Annotated in this window: 25 protein-coding genes and 2 pseudogenes; 12 read left to right on the top strand and 15 right to left on the bottom strand. The window is 72.4% G+C overall.

Annotated features, from left to right (window positions below; all coding sequences use genetic code 11):
- Nucleotides 1-84: 84 nt before the first annotated feature.
- From WBK50_RS02090 to WBK50_RS02055, 8 genes and pseudogenes are all read right to left on the bottom strand, one after another.
- Nucleotides 85-825 (bottom strand): hypothetical protein, encoded by a 741-nt coding sequence (locus WBK50_RS02090; RefSeq protein WP_341333973.1) that lies wholly within the window; start codon nucleotides 823-825, stop codon nucleotides 85-87.
- A complete protein-coding gene (locus WBK50_RS02085; protein ID WP_341333972.1) occupies nucleotides 822-1,739 on the bottom strand; it encodes an ABC transporter ATP-binding protein in 918 nt (305 codons plus the stop codon). The genes WBK50_RS02090 and WBK50_RS02085 overlap by 4 nt, the downstream gene beginning before the upstream one ends.
- Nucleotides 1,736-2,101, bottom strand: a pseudogene (locus WBK50_RS02080) (GntR family transcriptional regulator). The gene WBK50_RS02085 and the pseudogene WBK50_RS02080 overlap by 4 nt, the downstream one beginning before the upstream one ends.
- Before the next feature lie 121 nt (nucleotides 2,102-2,222).
- Nucleotides 2,223-2,870, bottom strand: coding sequence for a hypothetical protein (locus tag WBK50_RS02075; protein WP_341333971.1), 648 nt, complete (start codon nucleotides 2,868-2,870; stop codon nucleotides 2,223-2,225).
- Nucleotides 2,867-3,724, bottom strand: a complete 858-nt coding sequence (locus WBK50_RS02070) for an ABC transporter ATP-binding protein (protein WP_341333970.1) — start codon at nucleotides 3,722-3,724, stop codon at nucleotides 2,867-2,869. The genes WBK50_RS02075 and WBK50_RS02070 overlap by 4 nt, the downstream gene beginning before the upstream one ends.
- Nucleotides 3,725-3,733: 9 nt before the next feature.
- Nucleotides 3,734-3,886 (bottom strand): hypothetical protein, encoded by a 153-nt coding sequence (locus WBK50_RS02065; RefSeq protein WP_341333969.1) that lies wholly within the window; start codon nucleotides 3,884-3,886, stop codon nucleotides 3,734-3,736.
- 133 nt (nucleotides 3,887-4,019) lie between these two features.
- A complete protein-coding gene (locus WBK50_RS02060; protein ID WP_341333968.1) occupies nucleotides 4,020-4,433 on the bottom strand; it encodes a dihydrofolate reductase family protein in 414 nt (137 codons plus the stop codon).
- Between the two features lie 247 nt (nucleotides 4,434-4,680).
- On the bottom strand, nucleotides 4,681-5,490 hold the full coding sequence (locus WBK50_RS02055) for an ANTAR domain-containing protein (RefSeq protein WP_341333967.1): 810 nt from the start codon (nucleotides 5,488-5,490) through the stop codon (nucleotides 4,681-4,683).
- A gap of 90 nt (nucleotides 5,491-5,580) precedes the next feature.
- Here WBK50_RS02055 and WBK50_RS02050 point away from each other — a divergent pair, with 90 nt between their 5' ends.
- Nucleotides 5,581-6,669 (top strand): glutamate--cysteine ligase, encoded by a 1,089-nt coding sequence (locus WBK50_RS02050; RefSeq protein ID WP_341333966.1) that lies wholly within the window; start codon nucleotides 5,581-5,583, stop codon nucleotides 6,667-6,669.
- Nucleotides 6,670-6,688: 19 nt separating this feature from the next.
- On the opposite strand, the gene WBK50_RS02045 is transcribed toward WBK50_RS02050, so the two are convergent.
- The 3 genes from WBK50_RS02045 to WBK50_RS02035 form a co-directional block, all read right to left on the bottom strand.
- Complete coding sequence (locus tag WBK50_RS02045) at nucleotides 6,689-7,315, bottom strand: DedA family protein (RefSeq protein ID WP_341333965.1); 627 nt, start codon at nucleotides 7,313-7,315, stop codon at nucleotides 6,689-6,691.
- A 147-nt stretch (nucleotides 7,316-7,462) separates the two neighbouring features.
- Complete coding sequence (locus WBK50_RS02040) at nucleotides 7,463-9,628, bottom strand: 3-hydroxyacyl-CoA dehydrogenase NAD-binding domain-containing protein (RefSeq protein ID WP_341333964.1); 2,166 nt, start codon at nucleotides 9,626-9,628, stop codon at nucleotides 7,463-7,465.
- Between the two features lie 5 nt (nucleotides 9,629-9,633).
- The gene (locus WBK50_RS02035) at nucleotides 9,634-10,854 is read right to left on the bottom strand and encodes an acetyl-CoA C-acetyltransferase (RefSeq protein ID WP_341333963.1); all 1,221 of its coding nucleotides are present in this window, start codon (nucleotides 10,852-10,854) and stop codon (nucleotides 9,634-9,636) included.
- A 121-nt stretch (nucleotides 10,855-10,975) separates the two neighbouring features.
- Between WBK50_RS02035 and WBK50_RS02030 the strand changes: the two genes are divergently transcribed.
- The 6 genes from WBK50_RS02030 to WBK50_RS02005 all read left to right on the top strand — a co-directional run bounded on the left by WBK50_RS02030 (nucleotide 10,976) and on the right by WBK50_RS02005 (nucleotide 15,310).
- Nucleotides 10,976-11,725, top strand: coding sequence for a MerR family transcriptional regulator (locus WBK50_RS02030; RefSeq protein ID WP_341333962.1), 750 nt, complete (start codon nucleotides 10,976-10,978; stop codon nucleotides 11,723-11,725).
- Between the two features lie 43 nt (nucleotides 11,726-11,768).
- Nucleotides 11,769-12,194 carry an acyl-CoA thioesterase gene (locus WBK50_RS02025; protein WP_341333961.1) on the top strand — a complete coding sequence of 142 codons (426 nt, stop codon included), beginning with the start codon at nucleotides 11,769-11,771 and terminating at the stop codon, nucleotides 12,192-12,194.
- Between the two features lie 145 nt (nucleotides 12,195-12,339).
- Complete coding sequence (locus tag WBK50_RS02020; RefSeq protein WP_341333960.1) at nucleotides 12,340-12,990, top strand: MerR family transcriptional regulator; 651 nt, start codon at nucleotides 12,340-12,342, stop codon at nucleotides 12,988-12,990.
- On the top strand, nucleotides 12,987-13,952 hold the full coding sequence (locus WBK50_RS02015; RefSeq protein WP_341333959.1) for a hypothetical protein: 966 nt from the start codon (nucleotides 12,987-12,989) through the stop codon (nucleotides 13,950-13,952). Before WBK50_RS02020 ends, WBK50_RS02015 begins: the two co-directional genes overlap by 4 nt.
- Nucleotides 13,953-14,084: 132 nt before the next feature.
- Nucleotides 14,085-14,666, top strand: coding sequence for a ClpP family protease (locus tag WBK50_RS02010; protein WP_341333958.1), 582 nt, complete (start codon nucleotides 14,085-14,087; stop codon nucleotides 14,664-14,666).
- A 29-nt stretch (nucleotides 14,667-14,695) separates the two neighbouring features.
- Nucleotides 14,696-15,310 (top strand): ATP-dependent Clp protease proteolytic subunit, encoded by a 615-nt coding sequence (locus tag WBK50_RS02005; RefSeq protein WP_341339261.1) that lies wholly within the window; start codon nucleotides 14,696-14,698, stop codon nucleotides 15,308-15,310.
- Between the two features lie 45 nt (nucleotides 15,311-15,355).
- On the opposite strand, the gene WBK50_RS02000 is transcribed toward WBK50_RS02005, so the two are convergent.
- Together WBK50_RS02000 and WBK50_RS01995 are read right to left on the bottom strand one after the other, a co-directional pair.
- Nucleotides 15,356-16,516 (bottom strand): hypothetical protein, encoded by a 1,161-nt coding sequence (locus tag WBK50_RS02000; RefSeq protein ID WP_341333957.1) that lies wholly within the window; start codon nucleotides 16,514-16,516, stop codon nucleotides 15,356-15,358.
- 170 nt (nucleotides 16,517-16,686) lie between these two features.
- Nucleotides 16,687-16,959, bottom strand: coding sequence for a hypothetical protein (locus WBK50_RS01995; RefSeq protein WP_341333956.1), 273 nt, complete (start codon nucleotides 16,957-16,959; stop codon nucleotides 16,687-16,689).
- Between the two features lie 207 nt (nucleotides 16,960-17,166).
- Between WBK50_RS01995 and WBK50_RS34885 the strand changes: the two genes are divergently transcribed.
- The 3 genes and pseudogenes from WBK50_RS34885 to WBK50_RS01985 all read left to right on the top strand — a co-directional run bounded on the left by WBK50_RS34885 (nucleotide 17,167) and on the right by WBK50_RS01985 (nucleotide 19,246).
- The gene (locus WBK50_RS34885; RefSeq protein WP_445942336.1) at nucleotides 17,167-17,511 is read left to right on the top strand and encodes an FDXHR family putative zinc-binding protein; all 345 of its coding nucleotides are present in this window, start codon (nucleotides 17,167-17,169) and stop codon (nucleotides 17,509-17,511) included.
- 16 nt (nucleotides 17,512-17,527) lie between these two features.
- A pseudogene (locus WBK50_RS01990) lies at nucleotides 17,528-18,614 on the top strand (S-(hydroxymethyl)mycothiol dehydrogenase).
- Nucleotides 18,611-19,246 (top strand): MBL fold metallo-hydrolase, encoded by a 636-nt coding sequence (locus WBK50_RS01985; protein WP_341333955.1) that lies wholly within the window; start codon nucleotides 18,611-18,613, stop codon nucleotides 19,244-19,246. The pseudogene WBK50_RS01990 and the gene WBK50_RS01985 overlap by 4 nt, the downstream one beginning before the upstream one ends.
- A gap of 23 nt (nucleotides 19,247-19,269) precedes the next feature.
- Here the strand turns inward: WBK50_RS01985 and WBK50_RS01980 are convergent, their stop codons facing one another.
- Nucleotides 19,270-20,424, bottom strand: coding sequence for an MFS transporter (locus WBK50_RS01980; RefSeq protein WP_341333954.1), 1,155 nt, complete (start codon nucleotides 20,422-20,424; stop codon nucleotides 19,270-19,272).
- Entirely contained in the window at nucleotides 20,421-21,380 is a 960-nt protein-coding gene (gene mtnA / locus WBK50_RS01975; RefSeq protein ID WP_341339260.1) for an S-methyl-5-thioribose-1-phosphate isomerase, read from the bottom strand. Before mtnA ends, WBK50_RS01980 begins: the two co-directional genes overlap by 4 nt.
- A gap of 86 nt (nucleotides 21,381-21,466) precedes the next feature.
- Between mtnA and WBK50_RS01970 the strand changes: the two genes are divergently transcribed.
- Nucleotides 21,467-22,552, top strand: coding sequence for a gamma-glutamylcyclotransferase family protein (locus tag WBK50_RS01970; RefSeq protein WP_341333953.1), 1,086 nt, complete (start codon nucleotides 21,467-21,469; stop codon nucleotides 22,550-22,552).
- Nucleotides 22,553-22,620: 68 nt separating this feature from the next.
- Nucleotides 22,621-24,027, top strand: a complete 1,407-nt coding sequence (locus WBK50_RS01965; RefSeq protein ID WP_341333952.1) for an MFS transporter — start codon at nucleotides 22,621-22,623, stop codon at nucleotides 24,025-24,027.
- Nucleotides 24,028-24,046 lie beyond the last annotated feature (19 nt).

The raw sequence follows: 24,046 nt of genomic DNA, 5'->3' as shown, positions 1-24,046 counted from the left end.
TCTCACCCCGTGTCGGCGTGAGAGCGGCTTCCTGCCATTCCCCACGGCCCGGCGCCCACCCCCCAGCGAGCGCCGAGCACGGCCTCAGGGAGTGGCCCTGCGCAGGACCAGGTAGCCCGCGGCAGCCAGGAGCACGCTGAGGACCAGCGGGTATCCGGCGAGCAGCATGAGCGCCGAGGTGTCGGCGAAGAACCGGCCGACCGCGCCCCAGGCCTGCTGCCAGGTGATGATCACGACCGCCACACCCCCCAGCACCAGCGACCCGATCGACAGCACGTACATCCCGAGCTGGCCCCATCGCTTGTAGACGGTGCCCGCGAAGATGCTGGCGAAGGACACCAGCAGGAACGGCACGGTGTAGGCGACCACCTGCAGGAACCAGTCGTCCTGCACCAGGAACGGCACCCCGAAGAAGTGCAGGCCCATCCCCCAGCCCCCGGTCGCCCGCTCGACGGCGAGCAGGATCGTCAGCAGGATCCCCTGCACGAGCGACTGCGCGACGATCAGCAGCGACGTCCCGGTGAAGAAGTCCCGCCTGGTCACGCTGAGCCCGAGGGCGAACGGGAAGACCTGGGTCATCGACTGCAGGTGCGCGATCAGCATGAAGATGTAGATCGACAGGATGGCGCCCGTGACCTTGGGCTCGCCGGCCGGCGGGTCCGGGACGAGCGCGAAGATCACCAGGTTGACGGCGAAAGCGATGCCGAGGATCAGCCAGGGCATCCCCAGCTGGATCGGCAGGTTGGCGGTCTGGATCCGGGCGACCTTCACCGCTCGGCCCAGCGGCTTGTGCCGGGCCGGAGCGGGAGCGAGCGCGACACTCATCGCGACACCTCCTTCCGGTGGTTGTGGTTGGTGGAGGCGCTGACCAGCTCGGGTCCGGCGGCCTGCTGGGTCGTGCGGACGACGAGCTGCTGCAACGACACCGGCTCGAACCGGAGCCCGGCGGAACGCAGCTCCGGTTCCGGCGTGGCGCCGCTGAGCGTGACGCGGAGGAAGCCCCCCAGCTTCTCCCGGTGCAGCTCGGTGTGGCCGGACGCGAACGCCTCGACCGCCGCCGCCGGGCCGGTCACGGTGACGGCCTGGCTGCGCAGGACCTCGGAGTCCTCGTCGATCAAGATCCGGCCCCCGTCGATCACGACGACGTGCTCGATCAGGTCGCTGACCTCGTCGATCAGATGTGTCGAGAGCACGATCGTCCGCGGATGCTCGGCGTAGTCCGCGAGCAGCCGGTCGTAGAACAGCTGCCGCGCGACGGCGTCGAGACCCAGGTAGGGCTCGTCGAAGAAGGTCAGCGGCGCCCGGGACGCGAGCCCGATGATCACGCCGACGGCCGAGAGCTGGCCGCGGGAGAGCTTCTTGACCGTCCGCTTGCGTGGCAGCCCGAACTCCTCGACCAGCGAGTTCGCGAAGGCCTGATCCCAGTTCGGGAACAGCAGTGCCGCGGCCGCCAGCGCGTGCTTCACCGCGAAGGTGTCCGGGTACTTCTGCGCCTCCCGGATGAAGCAGACCCGGTCCAGCACGCGCGGGTTCTCGTACGGGTGCTCACCGAAGACCTCGACCTCGCCGGAGCTCTCGAACCCCTGGCCCGTCAGGATCTGCATGATGGTGGTCTTGCCCGCGCCGTTGCGGCCGAGCAGCCCGTGGACGGTGTTCTCCTCGAGCTCGACGCTCACGTCGTCGAGCGCGGTGAAGCTGCCGTAGCACTTCGTGACGTGGCGCATCCTGATCGCGCTCATGCCTTCTCGTCCCCCCAGACGTCGATCATCTTCTTGAGCTGCTCGGTGTCCATCCCGAGCCTGTGGGCCTCCGCCAGCAGTGGGCCGATGAACTGCCGCGCGAACTCGTCGCGTCGCCGTTCCAGCAGCTGTGTCCGCGCACCGGAGCTGACGAACATCCCGATCCCCGTCTCTTGTAGAGCACCCCGTCGGCCACCAGTTGGTTCACGCCCTTGGCGGCGGTGGCCGGATTGATCCGATGGAACGCGGCCAGCTCGTTGGTCGACGGGACCTGGCCCTCCTCCGGCAGCGACCCGTCGATGATCGAGCTTCTCGATCTGCTCGGCGACCTGCAGGAAAAGCGGCCTCCCGTCGTCCCTCACGGCGACCGCCCCGCCCTGCCCCAGTCCGTCGGTTCATTACTCATGTAACTAACCATGTAACCAATGAAGGCCCGTGTCAACCGGGAAATCGCGTGAGACCGGAAAAGTGCAGGTCAGAGAGTCAGGATCGGCGAGCGACGGCAGCGCTGACGCCCGCCGCAGCCCCCGCGAGCACCAGCCCGAGGAGCGCTCCGAACGCCACGGGCGAGGTACCGGCGCCGGCTTCGAGGGCCGCCACGGACGTGCCGACGGGCGGCAGCCACGGCTGCACCCCGGTCACCACGACCACGAACACGGCCACCATCAGGGACCACCCGATCCTGCCGATGACCGGCCGGGCGCAGAGCAGCCCGACGGCCGTGCCGGTGCTCGCACACGCGAGATGGCCGAGGAAACCCTCCACCAGGACGCCCGGCGGGTGCGGATAGCCGGTCGCGACGACCGGCCACACCACGGACAGCAGCGAGAGCACCACGTCGCCGGCCAGCGCGAGGAGCAGCGTCCCGGCGGCGACGGGAAGGTGCCCGCCCGCGGCGGCGACGGTCACGGTGCGCTGCACCGGGTCCTCGGTGTTGGCGACGGTCAGCGCGAGCCACGCGGCGATCGGGTAGAGGGCGAGCGCGGACGCGGCCCAGGGCGCCGGGAGCGGGCCGGGGTCGCCCCCGAACAGCACCGCGAGGACCGCGGCGTGCAGGAAGACGGGGATCAGGACGCGCTGGGACCGGATGGCGTCCGCCAGCAGGAACCGGGCGACCGCGACGGCTCTCATCGCGGCGCGTCCGGGGCCGCGGGCACGACCGAGAGGACCGAGCAGCCGAGGTCGAGCGCAGCGCGCAGCAGGGCGTCGCTGCGCCCGACCGGGACGTGCAGGATCAGCCGGTCGCCCGCCGGTGACGCCCGGACGAACGGGGCGAGCGCGGCCGCGGCGTCGGCGGGGTCCACCGGACACCACAGCTCGACGACGACGAGCGGAGCCGGCCCGCTCGCCTGCGGTGGCGCGGGCCGCAGCTCGCCGTCCTGCAGCCGCAGGTGCCGGGTCCCGGGCAGCGCCGACGCCGAACCCGTGTGGTCCGTCACCAGCACCGACGCGCCGTCCGCGGCGGCCGCGGCGACCCGGCCGAGCAGCACCTGGGCGGCCGGGGCGTCGAGGCCGGACCACGGCTCGTCGAGGACGAGGAGGCCGGCGCTGCAGCACAGGGCCTGGGCCAGGCCGACCTTCTGCGCGTTTCCCTTGGACAGCCCGGACATCGGCATGCGCGTCGACCCGACGAAGCCGAGCGCCTCGAGCAGCTCGTCCGCCGACTCCGCCGCCGCGGCGGCGTTCTCCCGGTGCAGCGCGGCGAGGTGCCGCAGGTAGACCGCGGCCGGCATCCGCAGCTGGGCCGGGAACCGGTCCGGCAGGTACCCGACGACCGGCGCCCGGCCCCGCACCCGGCCGGAGGTGGGCCGCGAACATCCCGCGGCGATCCGCAGCAGCGTCGACTTGCCGGAGCCGTTGGGGCCCGCGACGACCACGATCTCCCGCGGCGCGACCGCGAGGTCCACCCCGGCGAGCACCTCGGGGGCGCCGCGGTAGCTCTTCCTGACCGCCTCGAGGCGCAGCGCCCCCGGTCGTACCGGCACCGGGGCGGATCAGATCCGGAACCGGATCCGGTCGACGCGCTCCCGGATCGGCGCGAAGAGCTCGGCGCGCACCCGGTTGTGCTCCGCGTCGAGGTCGTAGGCGCGGTAGGCGGCCTCGTCGGGGAGGTCCACCGTGACGGCGAAGCTCGCGTTGCGGATCATCTTCTCTGCGCTCCTCGATCCGGAAACCGGGGATCAGGCTGTCACACCCGGGCGGCGGCGGAGCCCAGAGCCCCACGGATCCGCGCGGCGCGCCCGGTGAGGCCGAACGGCTCGGGCAGCTGGTCGGGATCGTTCAGGCGGGCCGGTAGCGGGAGACGACCACCTGGCCGTCGCAGACGCGGGACTCCTCGAGCCGCAGCGTGTACCGGCTGCCCTCGGCCGGCGGCAGGAACGGCTTCCCGCCGCCGAGGACGACGGGGTGCACGCCCACGTGCACCTCCTCGACGAGGCCGAGACCCATCAGGCTCGCCGCGAGCCCGGACCCGCCCATGAGCAGGATGTCCCCGCCGGGCCCGGCCCTGAGCTCGGCGACCTCCGCCGCGAGGTCCCGGCCGATCACCCGGGCGCCGTGCTCCGCGCTCTGAAGGGTCCGGGACGCGACGACCTTCGGCATCACCCGCCACTTCGGCGCGTACGCCAGATCGTGCGGGTCGTCGGACATCGACTCGGCATGCGGCCAGAAGGACGCCATCATCTCCCAGACCACCCGACCGTAGAGGAGCGTGGTCGCGCGCTCGTCGAGCCCGAAGGAGTAGGCGGAGAAGCTCCGGCCCCATCAGCGGCCAGTCGAACTCGCCCTTCGGGCCCTCGACGAACCCGTCGAGCGAGGTGTGGACGAAGTGCACGATCTTCCGCATGGCGGTCTCCCCGGTGGGTGGGCGGCCCGGGCGGCCGCCGTCACGCAGTGGTCGGAGCCGGACCGTCGCGCTCGACATCCGGTCCGAGAAGAGGTGTCAGAGATCCGCGCGGCGGCTGACCAGCGTCTCCGCGATCGTCGCCAGCTTGACGTTGAGGGACTGGGAGGCCGCGCGCAGGACGTCGAAGGCCTCCGCCGCCGAGATCCCGCGGCGTTCCATCAGGATGCCCTTGGCCTGGCCGATCACGTCCCGGCTCTGCAGCGCGGTCCGCAGCTGGGCGGCTTCCAGGTCCGCGGCCGAGCAGGCCTCGGTGGCGGCCAGGGCCGTCGACGCGTGTGCGGCCAGGACCAACGCGACGTCGCGGTCCGCGTCGTCGAGCCCACCGGCCGACATCGAGTACAGGTTCAGCGCCCCCATCCGCGGCGCGTCACCCTGCGGGAACAGCCCGACGGCGAGCACGCTGCGCACCCCCAGCTCGGCGGCCGCGGGCCCGTACCGCGGGAAGTCCGGCGCGGCCGCGAGGTCCCGCTTGAAGACGAGCCCGAGGCCCTCCTTGCGGGTCGCCGCGACGCACGGGCCCTCGTCCATCTCGTACTGCAGCTCGTCGAGCCTGGTCGCGAGCGGATCCGTCTCGACGGGGGTGCGGAAGCCGTCGTCGGGGTCCCGCATCGTCACGCTGACGAGATCGGCACCGGGGACGATCTCCGTGGTGGCGCGGACGACCCGCTCGAGCACCTCCGCGACGGTGTCCGCGGACAGCAACGCCTCGGACAGCACGACGAACTGCTGCGCGAGCGGCCCGGGACCCGGCCGGTCCATGCCTCGGGCGGGGCCGTCGGCGAGAGCCGGTTCCCATTCCGCGACGAACCGTTCCCGGTCGTTCGCCCACTCCTGCTCCGTGGTCACGCGGTGGTCTCCATCCGTTCGTCGCCGACCGGGAATCGTGACCGACCTCCCGGCTCACGGCAACTCCGATCCTCCGGTGATACTGCCCGCATGCTGGTGCGAACGGTCGGTGTCGAGGAGGAGTTCCTGCTGGTGAACCCCGAGACGGGACGGCCGGTGGCCCTCGCGGGCGCGGTCCTCCGGTCGGCGGACGAACCCGACGGCGAGACCGAGGAGCTCACCGGCGAACTGCAGAACGAGCAGATCGAGACCGGCACCCGGCCGGTCCGCACCCTCACCGAGCTGGGCAAGGAGCTGCGGACGGCCCGCGCCGCGGCCCGGGAGGCCGCCGGCGCCGTCGGGGTCGCGGTGGCCGCGCTGGCGACGTCACCCCTGGCCGTCGAGCCGTCGGTGTCGCCGACGCCGCGGTACCGGGCGCTGGCCGAGCGCTTCGGCATGACCGTCGACGAACAGCTGACCTGCGGGTGCCACGTGCACGTCGCGGTCGACGGGGACGAGGAGGGCGTCGCCGTCCTGGACCGGATCCGGCCCTGGCTCGCACCGCTGCTCGCCGTGACGGGCAACTCGCCGTTCTGGCAGGGCCGGGACTCGGGGTACGCGAGCTTCCGCGGCGAGGTCTGGCAGCGCTGGCCGTCCGCGGGCGGGTACCAGACGTTCGGGTCGGCCGCCGGCTACCGCGCGGTCGTCGACGAGATGCTCGGCACGGGCACGATCCTGGACGAGGCGATGCTCTACCTCGACGCCCGGCTCTCCGCGCAGCACCCGACCGTCGAGATCCGGGTGGCGGACGTCTGCCTGGACCCGGACGACGCGGTGCTGCTCGCCGCGCTCGTCCGCGCGCTGGTCGAGACGGCGGCACGAGACTGGCGCGCGGGCGTCCCGGCGGACGACGTCCGGACCGAGGTGCTGCGGCTGGCGTCCTGGCGTGCCGCCCGATCCGGGGTCGAGGAGGATCTCCTGCTGCCCGGGGCGTGGCGTCCGGCGCCGGCCGCCGAGGTGCTCGACGCGCTGGTCGGACACGTGCGGGAGGCGTTGGAGGACGCCGGGGACCTCGACGACGTGCGGGTGCTCCTGGGCGCGGTGCTGGACCGGGGTACGGGGTCCCGGATGCAACGCGAGGTGGCCGGGCACGAGGGGGACCTGGCCGCGGTGGTCGCCGAGGCGGCGCGGGCGACCTGAGCGGACCGCGCCCCGCGGCTCAGGGTGCGCGGTGCGTGCCCACGTAGCCGTTGCGGGCCCGCAGGCGCCGCACCACCAGCCACGCGACCCCCACGAGCACGAGCGCGAGGACCACGTACGAGGCCGGGCCCATCGCGCCCTCGACCTGGTCCCAGTTCTCCCCCAGGTACCAGCCCAGGCCGATGAACACGGCGTTCCAGACACCGCTGCCGATCGCGGTCAGCGCCGTGAACCGCCACAGCGGCATCCGCGCGAGCCCTGCCGGGATGGAGACGATGCTGCGGATCAGCGGCACGCACCGGCCCAGCAGGACGATCTTGCCGCCGTGGGACTCCATGAGGGAGCGGCCGCGTTCGAGGTCCTTCTGGCTGGAGAGGATGAACCAGCGCTTGCCGGACAGCGCGTACACGCGCTCGTAGCCGAGCAGCGCCCCGACCGCGTAGAGGACGAGCGCGCCCAGTACGGACCCCGCTGTCGCGGCCGGCCAGACCCACCACAGGTCCAGCGTCCCCAGCCGCGCCCGGAACCCGGCCAGCGGCAGGATCAGCTCGGAGGGGATGGGCGGGATCACGTTCTCCAGGAAGATCAGGAACCCCACCCCGGGGGCACCGAGACGGTCGACGATCGAGAAAATCCAGTCGGCCACACCCCGATCGTGCCCGAAACGTCCGATCCGAAACCGCTTTCCGTGAGAGTCCGCACGTGGAGGCAACCCCCGCAGAACGCACGAACGGCACTCTCGCTCGGATCTGGTGAGCGAAAGTGCCGTTCGTGGGCGATCAGCCGGGAGCCGCTACGCCGCGGCGGTCTCCGTGGCCCGGGCGCGGAGCGACGCCGGGACCTCGAAGCGGGCGCCGTACTTCTGCGCGAACTCGTCGGCGCGGGCGACGAAGCCGGCCACGCCGCCGTCGAAGCCCTCGATGTACTGCATGACCCCGCCGGTCCAGGCCGGGTAGCCGATGCCGAAGATCGAGCCGATGTTGGCGTCCGCGGTCGTCGTGAGCACGCCCTCGTCGAAGCAGCGCACCGTCTCCAGCGACTCGATGACGAGCATCCGCTCCGAGAGCTCCTTCAGGTCGACGTCGTGGTTCGTCGCCTTGAAGTTCTCCCGCAGCCCCGGCCAGAGGCCGGCCCGCTTGCCGTCGACGTAGTCGTAGAACCCGGCGCCGGTGCTCTTCCCCTTGCGGCCGAACTCGTCGACCATCCGGTCCACGATCACGTCGGCCGGGTGCGGGGTCCAGGTCTGCCCGGCCGCCTCGACCCCCGCCTGGGTCTCCTTGCGGATCTTCTGCGGCAGGGTGAGCGTGAGCTCGTCCATCAGCTGCAGCACCGGTGCGGGGTAACCGGCCTGCGCCGACGCCTGCTCGATGGTCTGCGGGTCGATGCCCTCGGCGAGCATCGCGATGCCCTCGTTGATGAACGTCCCGATGACCCGGCTGGTGAAGAAGCCGCGGGAGTCGTTGACGACGATCGGGGTCTTGCGGATCCCGAGCGTCACGTCGAAGGCCTTGGCCAGCGTGGCGTCCGAGGTCTGCTCACCGCGGATGATCTCCACGAGCGGCATCTTGTCCACCGGCGAGAAGAAGTGCAGGCCGATGAAGTCCGCGGGCCGGTCGATGCCCGCGGCGAGCTCGGTGATCGGAAGGGTGGAGGTGTTCGAGCACAGCAGCGCGTCCGGGTCGACGACCTTCATCGCCTCGCGGAAGACCTCCTGCTTGAGCGCGACGGACTCGAAGACGGCCTCGATGACGATGTCGCAGCCCGCGAGGTCGTTGTAGTCGTCGGTCGGGGTGATGAGCCCGAGCAGCGCCTCACCCTTCTCCGCGGTGACCTTGCCCCGCTTGACCCCCTTGGCGACCAGGCCCTCGGAGTACGCCTTGCCCTTTCGGGCCGCCTCCAGAGAGACGTCCTTGAGCACGACCTCCCAGCCGGACTGCGCGCAGACGTAGGCGATGCCCGCACCCATCATCCCGGCGCCGAGGACCGCGACCTTGCGCGGCGTGTACTTCTCGTGGCCGTCCGGGCGGGACTTGCCGCCGTTGATGGCCTGCAGGTCGAAGAAGAACGCCTTGGTCATGTTCGTCGAGACCTGGCCGGTGACCAGGTCGACGAAGTAACGGCCCTCGATCCGCAGCGCGGTGTCGAAGTCCACCTGGGCGCCCTCGACCGCGGCCGAGAGGATGTTGCGCGGGGCCGGCATCGGCGCGCCCTTGAGCTGCTTGCGCAGGTTCGCGGGGAACGCCGGCAGGATCGCGGCGAGCTTCGGGCTGGCCGGGGTGCCGCCGGGGATCTTGTAGCCGGGGGTGTCCCAGGGCTGCTTGGCCTCCGGGTTCGCGGCGATCCAGGCCTTCGCCTTCTGCAGCATCTCCTCGGGGGTCGACGCGAGCTCGTCGACGATCCCGATCTCCAGGGCCTTGGCCGGCTTGTGCCGCTGGCCCTGCGCGAGGACCTGCATGAAGCCGTTCGCAATGCCCAGCATGCGGGTGATCCGGGTGACGCCGCCGCCACCGGGGAGCAGGCCCAGGGTGACCTCGGGCAGGCCGTAGACCACACCCTTCGCGTCGAGGCCGATGCGGTGGTGCGTCGCCAGGCCGATCTCCAGGCCGCCGCCGAGCGCGGTGCCGTTCATCGCCGCGACGACGGGCTTGCCGAACGTCTCCAGCCGGCGCAGCTGCGCCTTGACCTCGGTGACGTTCTCGAACACCGCCGGGGCGTCCTCGGCCGTCGCCTTGACCAGCGCATCCAGGTCACCGCCGGCGAAGAAGGTCTTCTTCGCGGAGGTGATGATCACACCGGAGATCTCGTCCTTCGCCGCCTCGAGCTCGGCGAGGACGGCGTCCATGCCCGCCTTGTAGCGGTCGTTCATCGTGTTGGCGCTGCGGCCCGGGTCGTCGAGCGTGACGATCGCGATCCCGTCGGAGTCCTTCTCCCAGCGGACTGCCTTCTCGGTCACTGCCATTCCCCTCAGACTCGCTCGATGATGGTCGCGATGCCCATGCCGCCGCCGACGCACAGGGTCGCCAGGCCGCGCTGCAGGTCCCGGCGCTCCAGCTCGTCGAGCAGGGTGCCGAGGATCATCGCGCCGGTGGCGCCGAGCGGGTGGCCCATGGCGATGGCGCCGCCGTTGACGTTGGTCTTGTCGTGGGAGATCTCCATGTCGCGCATGTAGCGCAGCGCGACGGCGGCGAACGCCTCGTTGATCTCGAAGAGGTCGATGTCGTCGACGGTCAGGCCGGCCTTGGCCAGCGCCTTGCGGCTGGCCGGCGCGGGACCGGTGAGCATGATCGTCGGGTCCGCGCCGGAGAGCGCGGTGGCGACGATCCGGGCGCGCGGGGTGATGCCCGCGGCCTTGCCCGCCGCCTCGGTACCGATCAGGCAGAGCGACGCGCCGTCGACGATGCCGGAGCTGTTGCCGGCGTGGTGCACGTGGTCGATCTTCTCGAGCCAGTGGTAGCGCTGCAGTGCGACGGCGTCGAACCCGCCCTGCTCGCCCATCATCTCGAAGGACGGCTTGAGGCCGGCCAGGCTGTCCAGCGTCGCACCGGCGCGGATGAACTCGTCGTGGTCCAGGATCGGCAGGCCGTTGCGGTCCTTCACCGGGACGACGGACCTGGCGAAGTAGCCGTTGGCCCACGCCTTCGCCGCGCGCGCCTGGGACTCGACGGCGAAGGTGTCGACGGCCTCGCGGTCGAAGCCCTCGATCGTCGCGATCAGGTCCGCGCCGATGCCCTGCGGGACGAAGCCCGTCTGGTAGCTGGTGTCCGGGTCCATCGCCCAGGCGCCGCCGTCGCTGCCCATCGGGACGCGGGACATGGCCTCGACGCCACCGGCGAGGACGAGCTCCTCCATGCCGGAGCGGACCTTCTGCGCCGCGGTGTTCACGGCCTCCAGGCCGGAGGCGCAGAAGCGGTTGAGCTGCACGCCGGCGACGGTGTGCGGCAGGCCCGCCGCGATGGCGGCGGTCTTGGCGATGTCACCGCCCTGGTCGCCGATCGGGGACACGACGCCGAGGACGACGTCGTCGATCGTGTTCGTGTCCAGCTCCGGGAACCGGTTGCGGATCTCGTCGATCAGACCCACGACCAGCGACACCGGCTTGACCTCGTGCAGCGAGCCCGAGGCCTTGCCTCGGCCGCGCGGGGTGCGGATGGCGTCGTAGACGTACGCCTCGGGAATCTCGCTCATGCGAACCTCTCGTCTGCGTCGGCGGACCGACCGGGCACCGCGACAGCGGCGCCCGTGGCCCCTACCTATTTGTTACAGCAGCACTGTCACATAGGTCAAGGAATGTCGTAGCCTGGCCCCCATGGACCCCGAGCCGACGGCCGAGCTGCTGACGATCGACCAGCTGGCCGAGCGCACCGGCGTCACGGTCCGGAACATCCGCTTCTACTCAGGTCGTGGGCTGCTCCCGCCGCCGCGGCTGCGCGGGCGCACGGGTCTGTACGGGCCGGACCACATCGCCCGGCTCCAGCTCGTCGGCGAGCTGTCGGCCCTGGGATTCACCCTGTCGGCGATCGAACGTCACCTCGAACGGGTGCCGCACTCGGCCGGCCCCGAGGAGCTGGCGCTGCAGCTCGCGCTGCTCACCCCCTGGGCGCCGGAGCCGCTCGAGGAGGTCGAGCGCGCGGAGCTGGACCGGCGGGCCGGCCGCGTGCTCGACGACGCGGACGTCGAGAAGCTGGTGGCGTTCGGTGTCGTGCAGCATCTCGACGACGGCCGGGTGCGCCTGCAGGGCCCCGGCGCGCTGGCCGCCGGGCTGGACTCCCTGGCCTACGGCCTGCCCGCGGCCTTCTGGCAGCGCTCGCACGAGGTGATCGAGCAGCACACGGCCGCGCTGGCGGAGGACCTGATGAAGCTGTTCCAGGACCAGGTCCTGCAGCCCTACCGGGACGCGGGTCGCCCGGCCGAGGAGCGGACCCGCCTCGCCGCGGCGCTGTCGCACCTCAAGCCGGTGACCGTGCAGGGCGTCGTGACGGCGTTCGGGCGGGCGGTGAACCGGAACATCCGCGAGCGGGTGGACACCGAGAAGGAGCCCGACGACGCGGCGGGCTGAGCCGGACGCGCCCGTCCCGTCGAAGGCCTCGTAGGGTCCGCGCATGACCTTCACACACCCGGTCAACGTCCGCTACCTGGAGGTCGACCAGCAGGGCGTCGTCTTCAACGGCTGGTACCTCGCGTACTTCGACGATGCGATGACCGCGTTCCTCGCCGACCGGGGGCTCCCCTACAAGTCCATGACGGACGCGGGCTACGACGTCCAGCTCGTCCGCTCGGAGATCGACTGGAAGGCCGGCATCGGCTGGGGCGACGACGTGCGGATCGCGGTCTCGACGTCCCGGATCGGACGCACCAGCTTCGCCCTCGACTTCGAGGTGCGGAGGCACTCGGGCGAGTCCTACGCCGTCACCTGCCTGGGCCGGACCGTCTACGTGGTGATCGCGGTGGACGGCTCGGGCAAACGCGAGATCCCGGACCTGATCATGAAGGCCCTGGGCGACCCGCTCCGCGACCTTCCCGCCTGACCCCTCCACCCCTTCCCGCGCCATGGCTCCACAACGCTCATGACGAGGCCTGATCTGCGCGTTGTGGGTCCATACCGCAGGGGGAGGTCGTTGCGGTTGCACGGAGAGTGGACACCGGCACTATCCGATAGTTAAGGTATCCGCCATGCGGGTGTCCGAGCTGAGCACCGCGGCAGGAGTCCCGGTCGCGACGATCAAGTACTACCTCCGCGAGGGTCTCCTCCCCCGCGGCGAGACCACGACCTCGGCGAACCAGGCCAGCTACGGGCAGGCGCACGTCCGCCGGCTGACCCTGATCCGCACGCTCGTCGACGTCGGCGGCCTGTCGATCTCCGCGGTCCGCAAGGTCCTCGCCGCGATCGACGACCCGGACGTCCCGCTGCACCAGATGCTCGGCGCCACTGTCGGGACGGTCACCCCCGGCGCCGGCGCCGGCGAGCACGACGAGTACCGGGCGCAGGCGGAAGCCGAGATCGGCCGCGTCGTCGACGCGCGGGGCTGGCGGGTCTCGGCGGACGCGTCCGCCCGGGACGCGGCGGTCGACGTCCTGGCGGCGATGCACCGCGTCGGCGGCGAACGGCTGGCCACGGTGCTCGACGCCTATGTCCGGGCCGTCGAGCTGGTCGCGGAGGCGGACCTGGACACGGTCTCCGCGGTCTCCGACCGGGACGCCCGCGCCGAGACCGCACTCGTCGGCACGGTCCTCGGGGACCACCTGCTCGCCGCCCTGCGCCGGCTCGCGCAAGAGCACGTGTCCGCCACCCGGTTCGCCCCTCCTCCTCCGGAGACCCCATGACCACCACCGGCACGTCGTCCGCCCTCCGCACCGCCTTCGGCTGGCACCGCCCACTGATGGCCCTGGCCGCTGCGATGGCCGCGCTGACCGTCGCCGGGATCGTCGGCATTGTCGCCGACGAGCGGGTCCTCACCGGCCTGCCGATCTGGGACAAGCCCACCAAGTTCGCGATCTCGGTCCTGATCTACGCAGTGACCTGGGCGTGGTTGATCGCGGTGGTCCGCGACGCGCTCCCGGGCCGGGCATCCCGCCTCGGGCACCGGGCCGGCACCGTCGCGGCCACGATGCTCGGTGTCGAGATGGTGATCATCGTGACCCAGGTGGTCCGGGGCGAGACCAGCCACTTCAACACCACCACCGCGCTCAACGCCGCGCTGTGGAGCGCAATGGGCCTCTCCATCGCCGGCGTCTGGATCGCGACGCTTTACGTGACGGCGCAGCTCTTCCGGGTCCGCCGGCTCGATCCGGCCCGTGCCCGGGCGATCCGGGCCGGAGCGGTGCTCGCCGTCGTCGGGATGGCGCTGGGCTTCCTGATGACGTCCCCGACCGCCGCGCAGATGGCGGGGGCCACCGGGATCGTCGGGGCCCACACCGTCGGGCTCGCGGACGGCGGCCCGGGACTCCCGCTGCTCGGCTGGAGCACCGGCGGCGGGGACCTGCGGATCCCGCACTTCGTGGGCATGCACGCGCTGCAGGCGATCCCGCTGGTCCTGGTCGCGCTCGAGCTTCTGGCGGTGCGCGTCGCCGTCCTGCGGAGCCCGGAGGTGCGCCGCGGCCTCGTCGGGGTCGCCGTCGTCGGTCTCGCCGCCGTGCTGGCGCTCCTCACCTGGCAGGCGCTGCGCGGGCAGTCCATCGTGGCGCCGGACGCGCTGACGGTGTCCGTCTTCGGGCTGATCGTCGCCGGAACGGCTGCCGGCTCGGTCCGCGCACTCCGGCACGCACCGCGGCTCGGGTCCGCCTGAGTTCACCCTCGGCGAAGCGCCCCAGGTCGGCAGCGTGGCCCGATTCGCCAGGAGCGAATCGGGCCACGGACGCGCACGGGCCTGCCTAGCGTCGGTGGGGACAGCAGGATCCGACACCGTCAGGAGCCTCCGATGCCCACCCCAGCCCCGACCGCCGACCTCGCCGACTCCGTCTTCGAGCGCCTGCTGCGGCACCGGATCGTCGTGCTCGGCCAGGAGGTCGACGCCGCGATCGCCAACCGGATCGCCGGCCAGATGCTGCTGCTGGCCGCCGAGGATCCGGCCGCGGACATCTCGCTCTACATCAACTCGCCGGGCGGCTCGGTGCCGGACGGGATGGCCGTCTTCGACACGATGCGCTTCATCCCGTGCGACGTCGCCACCTACGCGCTGGGGATGGCCGCCTCGATGGGGCAGTTCCTGCTGTCGGCCGGAACGCCGGGCAAGCGCTACGCGTTGCCCCATACGAAGATCCTGATGCACCAGCCGTCCGCGGGCGTGGGCGGCAGCGAGTCGGACATCGCGATCCAGGCGGAGCTGTTCCGCCGGCACAAGGAGGAGATGGCGGGGTTGATCGCCGAGCACACGGGCCAGACCCCGGAACGGATCATGGCGGACTTCGACAGGGACCGGTGGTTCTCCGCGCAGGAGGCCCTGGCATACGGTTTCGTGGACCAGGTGGTCGCACGCGCAGGAGAGGTGACGCCGCAGTGAGCGGTTATTCGAGGCCCCAGTCGACCCAGATGCCGCAGTCGCGCTACGTGCTGCCCTCGTTCGTCGAGCGCACGAGCAACGGCACGCAGGAGACCAACCCGTACAGCAAGCTCTTCGAGGAACGCATCATCTTCCTCGGCGTGCAGATCGACGACGCGTCCGCGAACGACGTCATGGCGCAGCTGCTCACGCTCGAGTCCATGGACCCGGATCGTGAGATCAGCATCTACATCAACTCGCCCGGCGGCTCGTTCACGTCGCTGATGGCGATCTACGACACGATGCAGTTCGTCCGGCCGGACATCCAGACGGTCTGCCTCGGCCAGGCCGCGTCCGCCGCAGCCGTACTGCTGGCCGCGGGGACGCCCGGGCGCCGGCTGGCCGTGCCGAACGCTCGGGTGCTGATCCACCAGCCGTCGATGGGCGGGTTCCGCGGGCAGGTCTCGGACCTGGAGATCCAGGCCAAGGAGATCACCCGGATCCGCACACAGATGGAGCAGGCGCTCGCCCGGCACACGGGCCGCACCCCCGAGCAGGTCCACGCCGACATCGACCGGGACCGGATCCTCACCGCCACCGAGGCGGTCGAGTACGGGATCGTCGACGAGCTCATCCAGAGTCGCAAGCTCTCGCTCGTGAAGTGACGTCGTGCCCGGTGGGGGTGTCCGGCCCTCCCACCGGGCTCGCGGTCAGCCGGGAAACCTGGGGTTCAGCGCGTCGGCCCGGCGGCGCAGGTCGCGCACGGTCGCGATGTCGTCGTCGACGTCCGCGACGTCCGCGGGGACACGCGCCAGCCCGTCGACCGCGGCCTTGGCGGACGCGACCTGCGCCGCCGCGTCCTCCTCCATCCGGATGGCCGCGGCGGTCGTGTCCCGGCGGAGGTGTGTGTTCGCCGTGCGCGTCGCGTCCCGGACCTGTTTGGCCAGCGCCATCTGGAACTCGTCTACCATCCCCCGCACTGCCGTGCGGGCCTCACCGCGCCGCCGGTCCAGGCCCCGTTTGCGCTCGCCGCTGAGCGCGGCACCCCCCAGGGCCAGCGCGCCGACCACGGCCCCCACCGCCAGCGCCCAGCCGGGCACCTGGAGCCCGAGCAGGCGCGTGCCCACGACAGCCATCATGATCCCGCCGTAGGACGGCATGACGACGGTGAGCAGCCGGGCGGGGATCGGGGTGCGCCCGGCCCCGGAGGGCCGCTGATCGGACAACCCGGCCACTAGCTCGCTCGCCGGCTGCAGCGGCAGGTCCGGGACGGGCAGCGGCGCGGGGAGCTCGAGCACCTCCGTCAGCCGGTCCGCGACGGACCGGACACCCTCACGCACCCCGGCATAGGTCTGCTCGGCCTCGGCGACCAGCCGCTCGCGCAGCTCGTCGGCGAGCCGCTCGGCGTCCTTCGCCGGATCGTGGGTCCCGAGGGCCCGCTCCGCCTCGGCGAGCACGCCGCGGGAGCGGGTGCGCAGCGCGAACTCGCTGTCCGAGGTCAGGCCCGCGAACCCGTCGCCGAGGATCTGCGGCCACTCGCGGGACAGGCCGCGGGCCCGTTCCGCGCGCTGCCGGGCGCGGGCCAGTTCGGCGCGCAGGCGGCCTGCGCGGGCGGGATCGGCGAGGACCTCACGCCGGTACCGCAGATCCGACGCGAGCGAGTCCAGCGCCCGGCAGAGCTCCGTCGCCGTGGCCCGCAGCGCCCCGACCCGGGCCCCGTCCGTGCGGGCCGTGGTGAGCGCCCGGCGGGCGGCGTCGAGCCGCTCGCGCAGATCCGGCCGGTCGTTCGCCTCGGCCCCGGCGAGCGCGCTGCCCAGCAGATCCAGCGCCTGGTCGACGGGGTGGCGCACGGGGTCCTGCGAGGCGGCCAACCGATTCCTCCTCCGGCTGCGACGAGGCGCGCCCGGACGCGGCGGAGCCGGCCGACCATCGCAGGGGGAGGTTAGGCGAGGGACGCCCGGGGCGGAAGAGGAACGGCCGGCCCACGAGTGATCTCGTGAGCCGGCCGTGATCCCCCGGGACGGGCCTGTGCGTCCCCCGGTCAGTGGTGGACGGACTGGTGGCTGTAGTCGTGGGAGGAGTGGTCCTCGTGGTGCTCGTGACCCTTGTCGTCCCAGTTCTTGTCGTCCCAGCCCTTGTCGTCCCAGTCGTTGGAGTGCTTGTCGTTCCAGTCGTGGTCCTTCCAGCCGTGGTCCTCGTCCCAGCGCTTGTCCTCGTGGCTGTTCTTGTCCCAGTCGTGGCTGTCGTGGTGCTCGTTGCCGTGGTGGTTGTCGTTGTGGTGGTTGCTGTTGTGGTGGCTCTTGAAGTCCGACATCGCGTGCTCCTCGGGGTTTCGGGTGGTTCCTTGTTGAGGAGAACTGTGCCGCGGCCACGGCCTCGGGACGATCGAGTACGCCCTACACCTGCGCGTGATCACCCCCGGGATGAAGTAGGGAGATCCCCCCGGCATCCCGGGGGCGATCACCGTGCGCGCGGCTGTCGGGGGCGGCACGTAGCCTCTTCCGCCGTGGAGCTCATCCGGATGTCCTGCTGCGGTTACGCCTGGGTGGGCGCCGATCGGGCTCATTGCTGTGCCCGCACCGGTGGCTGCTCCCAGGTGTTCGACGACGTGTCGCTCTTCGACACCCACCGCAGGCGGGACCAGTGCCTCGATCCGATGACGCTGGACCTCGGGCGTACCCGCAACGGCATCTGGATCCGTTCCGTGGACGCCGTCGGGGCTGGTGGAGGAGCCGCCCCGGGCCCGAAGGGATCCGCCCCGTCCGCCGCACGACATGGCGGGACGCGCATGGAAGGCTCTCGGGGACAGGGCAGGATCGACCCGACTGTCGTGCGGACGAGCGCACGGCACTCACCGACGAGATGACTGGAGTGGAACGGTAATGGCACAAGAGGTCCGCGGAGTCGTCGCGCACAGCAAGGGCAAGCCGGTCTCCGTCGAGACGATCGTGATCCCGGATCCGGGGCCGGGCGAGGCCGTCGTGCAGATCCAGGCGTGCGGCGTCTGTCACACCGACCTGCACTACCGCGAGGGCGGGATCAACGACGAGTTCCCGTTCCTGCTGGGCCACGAGGCCGCCGGGATCGTCGAGTCCGTCGGCGAGGGTGTCACCGAGGTCGCGCCGGGGGACTTCGTCATCCTGAACTGGCGCGCCGTCTGCGGGCAGTGCCGCGCGTGCCGCAAGGGCAAGCCCTGGTACTGCTTCAATACCCACAACGCCAAGCAGAAGATGACGCTCAAGTCGGGCCAGGCCTACCCCCGCGCTGGGGATCGGCGCGTTCGCCGAGAAGACCCTCGTCGCCGCCGGGCAGTGCACCAAGGTGAACCCGGCTGCGAAGCCGCAGGTCGCGGGGCTGCTCGGGTGCGGGGTGATGGCCGGGATCGGCGCGGCGATCAACACCGGCGGCGTGGGCCGCGGGGACTCGATCGCCGTCATCGGCTGCGGCGGGGTCGGTGACGCGGCCATCGCCGGCGCCGAGCTCGCCGGTGCGACCACGATCATCGCCGTGGACCGGGACCCGCGGAAGCTGGAGTGGGCCAAGGGCTTCGGCGCCACGCACACCGTCAACGCCGCCGAGACCGACCCGGTCGAGGCGATCAAGGAGGCCACCGGCGGGTTCGGCGCGGACGTCGTCGTCGACGCGGTCGGCCGCCCGGAGACCTGGAAGCAGGCCTTCTTCGCCCGGGACCTCGCGGGCACCGTCGTCCTGGTCGGAGTCCCGACCCCGGACATGGTCGCCCCGGAGATCCCGCTGATCGAGTACTTCGGCCGGGGCGGGTCGCTGAAGTCGTCCTGGTACGGGGACTGCCTGCCGAGCCGGGACTTCCCGGCGCTGGTCGACCTGCACCTGCAGGGCCGGCTGCCGCTGGAGAAGTTCGTCTCCGAGGAGATCGGGCTCGACGACATCGAGTCCGCCTTCGAGAAGATGCACCGCGGTGACGTGCTGCGTTCGGTGGTGGTCCTGTGACCCCGCCCGGACCCGTCGACCACGTCGTCACCTCCGGCACGTTCTCCCTGGACGGGGGCACCTGGGACGTCGACAACAACGTCTGGGTGGTCGGTGACGAGAACGAGGTCGTCGTCATCGACGCCGCGCACGACCCGGAGAAGATCGCCGCCGCGATCGGCGGACGCCGCGTCGTCGCCGTCGTGTGCACCCACGCCCACGACGACCACGTCAACCAGGCGCCGCGCCTGGCGGACATGTTCAACGCGCCGATCCTGCTCAACCCGGCCGAGGCGCCGCTGTGGGAGATGACCCACCCGGACCGCACGCCGGACCAGGAGCTCACCGACGGCCAGGTGATCACGGCGGGCGGCATCGAGCTGCGCGCCATGGTCACCCCCGGCCACTCGCCCGGCTCGACGTGCCTCTACGCGCCCGAGCTGGGCACCGTGTTCACCGGCGACACCCTCTTCAACGGGGGTCCCGGGGCGACCGGGCGGTCCTACTCGAGCTTCGACACGATCATCGACTCGATCCGGAGCACCCTGCTCACCCTGCCCGGGGACACGACCGTCCGGACCGGGCACGGGGACTCGACCACCATCGGTGTCGAGGCCCCCCACCTCGAGGAGTGGATCGCGAGGGGGCACTAGCCCTGGGCGCGGGAAACGCCGCTTCAGCAACGTTTCCCGCGCACGACCCGCGAGGTGAACGGGATCGCCAGGAACAGCACCGCGGCGGCCAGGCCGAACGCCGCGCGGAAGCCGTAGGGCTCCGCGACGGCGCCGAGCCCGGTCGCGCCCACGCCCGTCCCGGCGTCGTAGGCGATGTTCCACACCGCGCTCGCGGTGCCGTAGCGCCCGGCCCCGCCCGCCGCGAACAGGGCGACGAGCGCATCGTTCTGCACCAACCCGAACCCGATCCCGACGAGCGCCGCGCCGCCGACCAGCAGCACCGGGGAGCCGCCTCCCGCCGCGACGACCTCGCCGACCATCCCCGCCGCCGCGATCGCCGCGCCGACCGGCAGCAGCCGCCCGGCCTCGCCGCGACGGTCCACGATCTCCCCGGCCAGGCCGCGCCCGAGCAGGCCGCCCAGCGCCGTCCCGAAGAGGGCGAACGGCACCGCGACGAGCGAGCCGGGCGCGACGAGCGGCAGGAACGTCACGATCCCGCCCTGGGCGATGGAGCAGGCCAGCATCGCGAGCACCGGGGCGACCGCCCGGCGTCGGAACGTTACGTCGGGGCCTGCTGTCGGCGCGGCGGGGTGCGGTTCGGCGGCCCGGGCCGCGCCCGTCCGCAGGAACGCCACGCACACCAGTCCGGCCAGCGGCGCGATCCCGGCGGCGAGGAAGACGCCGTCGAACCCCACGAGGTCGACGACGGCGACGCCCGCGGGCAGCAACGCGAGCTGCGGGATCCCGACGGCGTACCCGTACCGGGCGGACGCGCGGCCGTGCTCGGCGGGCGGCACCAGCTCGGCGACGACCGCGCTGCCCGCCACCGTGAGCAGCCCGAACCCGAGCCCCCGGACCGCCGAGAGGGCCAGCACCGGCGGCAGGTCCGGGGAGAGCAGCAGCAGCGGCGTCGGCGCGCCGAGCAGCAGCAGTCCGGCCGCGAGCACCGTCCGGTGCCCGAACCGGCGCAGCAGCGCGGGGACGGCGAGCTGGGTGGCGACGGTGGCGGCCATCAGCACACCGGTCGTCACGCCCGCACCGAACTCGCCGGACCCGCCGCGTGCCACCCACAGCGGGACGACCGGCAGCAGCAGCGCGTACCCGCCGAACCCGAGCACCGTGGCCGCCAGGACGAGCCGGAAGGCCGGGGACCTCATGGCCGCCAGGTCCGCTCCTCGGTCACGATCGCCGTCACCAGATCCGCCGGCGTCACGTCGAAGGCCGGGTTCCAGGCGTCGGCGCCGGCGGGGGCCGTCCGCCGGCCGCCGAGGGCCAGTACCTCGTCTCCCGCGCGTTCCTCGATCTCGATCTGCGTGCCGTCCGCGGTCGCGGGGTCGACGGTCGACTCGGGCGCCGCGACCAGGAACGGGATCCCGGCCCGGGCCGCGGCGAGCGCGAGCGGATACGTGCCGATCTTGTTGGCGACGTCCCCGTTCGCGGCGATCCGGTCCGCGCCGACGACCACCGCGTCCACCAGCCCCCGCGCGACGATCGAGGCCGCCGCCCCGTCGACGACCATCCGGTGCGGTACCCCCAGCTCGGCGAGCTCCACGGCGGTGATCCGCGAGCCCTGCAGCAACGGCCGGGTCTCGTCCGCGACCACCAGTTCCAGCCGGCCGTCCGCGTGCAGGTCCCGGACCACCCCGAGCGCCGTGCCCCACTCGACGCAGGCCAGCGCCCCGGCGTTGCAGTGCGTGTGGATGCGCAACGGCCGCGGCTCGCAGAGCTCCGCCAGCAGGTCCGCGCCCCGGCGGCCGATCGCGTGGCAGGAGGCGATGTCCGCGTCCCGGATCGCGAGGGCCTCGGCGAGCGCGCCGTCGGGCCCGGCCGCGAGGGCCCGCTCCACCGCCCACCGAAGGTTGACGGCGGTGGGCCGGGCGGCGGCGATCCGCTCGGCCGCGGCGGCGAGGGCGGCTCCGTCGAGCGTCCGGGCGGCCAGCGCGACCCCGAGGGCCCCGGCCACGCCGAGCGCCGGCGCACCCCGCACCACCAGCCCGCGGATCGCCTCGACCAGCTCCTCGACCGTCCCGATCGTGACGGTCCGGAGCTCGGGGAGCGCGGTCTGGTCGACGAGGGTGATCGCCCCGTCCCGCCAGTCGATCGTTCGAGGCAACACCTGCCGACCGTAACCGGTCGGTCCGGGCCGTCGTGCGAGGATTCGCCGGTTCTTCCCGCCCGATCTCCCGGAGGGACCGCTCGATGACGTGGCCGGACGCGGCGTACCCCGCGGTCCCGTACCCGGGAGCGGTGCCGCCCACGTCCTACGTGCACGACGACGGCGCCGGGTACCCGCTGGTCCACGACGCGTCGGCCCGCTCGGGCTGGCGCACCGGCGGGGACGGCACGGACCTCGACGCCTGGCTGGCCGAGCGGGAATCGCCGACGCTGGCCGGGCGCATGCCGGTGCTGACCTACGGGTCGAACCGCAACCCGTCGAAGATCAGCTGGCTGCGGCGCGAGCTCGGGCTGCGCGGGCCGGTCGTGGTGCTGCGGGCGCGCACCGAGGACGTCTCGGCGGTGTGGGCGCACGGCCTGCGCGTCGTCGACGACCAGCGGCCGGCGGTCCTCGCGGCCGCGCCCGGGACGCGCGAGGAGCACTCGGTGTGGTTCGCGACCAGGCGGCAGCTGGACGTCCTGGACGTGTGCGAGGGCCGCGGGTCCGGCCGCTACCGGCTCGCGCGGCTGCACACCGGCACGGTGACGACCGAGGACGGCGCGGTGCTCGACGACGTCCTCGCCTACCTGGGCCGGGCCGAGATCCGGCGCCCGCTGCTGGTCGACGGGGCGAGAGTGCCCTGCTCGGCCGTCGGCCAGAGCGCGGCGCGGGCGCTGGCGGGCGAACCCGGCCCGGGCGACGGGCTGGACGCCACGACCGTCGAGGGGAACCCCGCGCCGGAGGACTGGCCGGCGCGGCTGTTCGTCTACGGGTCGCTGCAGCCGGGCGGACGGGCGTGGGGGCTCCTCGCCCCCGAACTGGCCGGTGAACCGCAGCGGGCCGCGCTGCCCGGGACGCTGCTGGACACCGGCTTCGGCTACCCCGCCATGCTGCGGGAACCCGGACCGGGCGTGCCCGGCTGGACGGTCCCGGTCCGGGACCCGGCCGCCCTGCTCCCCCGGCTCGACGCCTACGAGGGACCGCAGTACGTCCGCGTCCGGGCGGTGGTGCCGGAGACAGGCGAGGTGTGCTGGACCTACGTGTGGAGCGCGGGGGTCGCGGGCTTGCGGCCCGTCAGTGGCGGTTGGCCCGATCGGCACTCGGCTGGAGGGACTAGTCCGGCCGGGTGAACGGGTCACATCCTGCGGCCCCGGCAACGCCCGTCTAGCGTGGTCGACCAACCGAGCCAGGGGGCGTGATGAGCGAAGCCAGCACCGATACGAAAGTCGAGCAGCCCGACGAGAAGACCGTGCGCAGGGCCGTCGCCGGCGCGGCGATGGGCAACGCGATCGAGTGGTTCGACTACGGGATCTACGGTTACCTGGCCACCGTCATCGCATTCGTCTTCTTCCCGGAGGCGAGTCCCGCGGCGGCGACGATCCTCGTGTTCGCGGGGATCGCGATCCCGTTCGTGCTGCGCCCGCTCGGCGGGATCGTGCTCGGGCCGCTGGGCGACCGGTTCGGCCGGCGCCAGGTCCTCGCGGTGACGATCCTGCTGATGTCCGGCGCGACGTTCTGCGTCGGCCTGATCCCGAGCTACGCCTCGATCGGGATCTGGGCACCCATCCTGCTGCTGGTCTGCCGGCTGGTGCAGGGCTTCTCGACGGGTGGCGAGTACGGCGGCGCGGCGACGTTCATCGCCGAGTACGCGCCGGACAGGCGGCGCGGGTTCTGGGGCTCGTTCCTCGAGTTCGGCACGCTGTTCGGCACCGTTCTCGGTGCCGGCCTGGCCACCGCGGTCCAGCTCGGGCTCTCCGAGGAGGACCTGAACAGCTGGGGCTGGCGGATCCCGTTCCTGATCGCCGGTCCGCTGGGCCTGGTCGGCTTCTGGCTGCGGAGCAGGCTGGAGGACACCCCTGCGTTCCAGGCCGCGGAGGCCGCGGGCTCCACGACGGCGTCGCCGTTCAAGGAGGTCCTCGCCAACGTCTGGCCGCAGATCCTGCAGCTCGTCGGGTTCGTGGTGCTGCTCAACGTCGCGGACTACATGCTGCTGACCTACATGCCGACGTACCTGACGCAGGTGCTGGAGATCAGCGACACCGAGGCGCTGCTCATCCTGATCGGCGTCATGATCGTGATGATGGGCCTGATCGGCCCGGTCGGCGCGCTGTCGGACCGGGTGGGCCGCAAGCCGTTGCTGATGACGTCCGCCGTGGGGTACTTCGTCCTCTCCGTCCCGGCGTTCCTGCTCCTGGGCATGAAGAGCGTGTTCCCGGTGATCGTCGGCATGGTGATCCTCGGCGGTCTGCTGCTGCTGATGCTGGGCACGATCGGTTCGGCGCTGCCCGCGATGTTCCCGACCCGGAACCGCTACGGCGGCTTCTCGATCGGTTACTCGACGTCCACCGCAGCCTTCGGTGGCACCGCGCCGCTGATCGTCTCCGCGCTGATCGCGGGCACCGGCAACGACCTGATCCCGGCGTACTACCTGATGGCCGCGGCGGCGATCGCGATCGTGCCGATCCTGATCATGCCGGAGACGGCGAGGCTCTCGATCCAGCATCCGACGAACATCCCCGGCACCGACAAGTACGTGTCCGACGGGGAACCGGTCGGGGCGGACGCCGGCGCGAGCCCCACGGACGGCGAGAAGACCAGCGGCTGACCCTCACCCGCGCCGGCCC

Origin of the sequence: Pseudonocardia sp. T1-2H (assembly GCF_038039215.1) — a bacterium.
GTDB lineage: Bacteria > Actinomycetota > Actinomycetes > Mycobacteriales > Pseudonocardiaceae > Pseudonocardia.
This window is presented reverse-complemented; position numbering and strand designations above follow the sequence as displayed.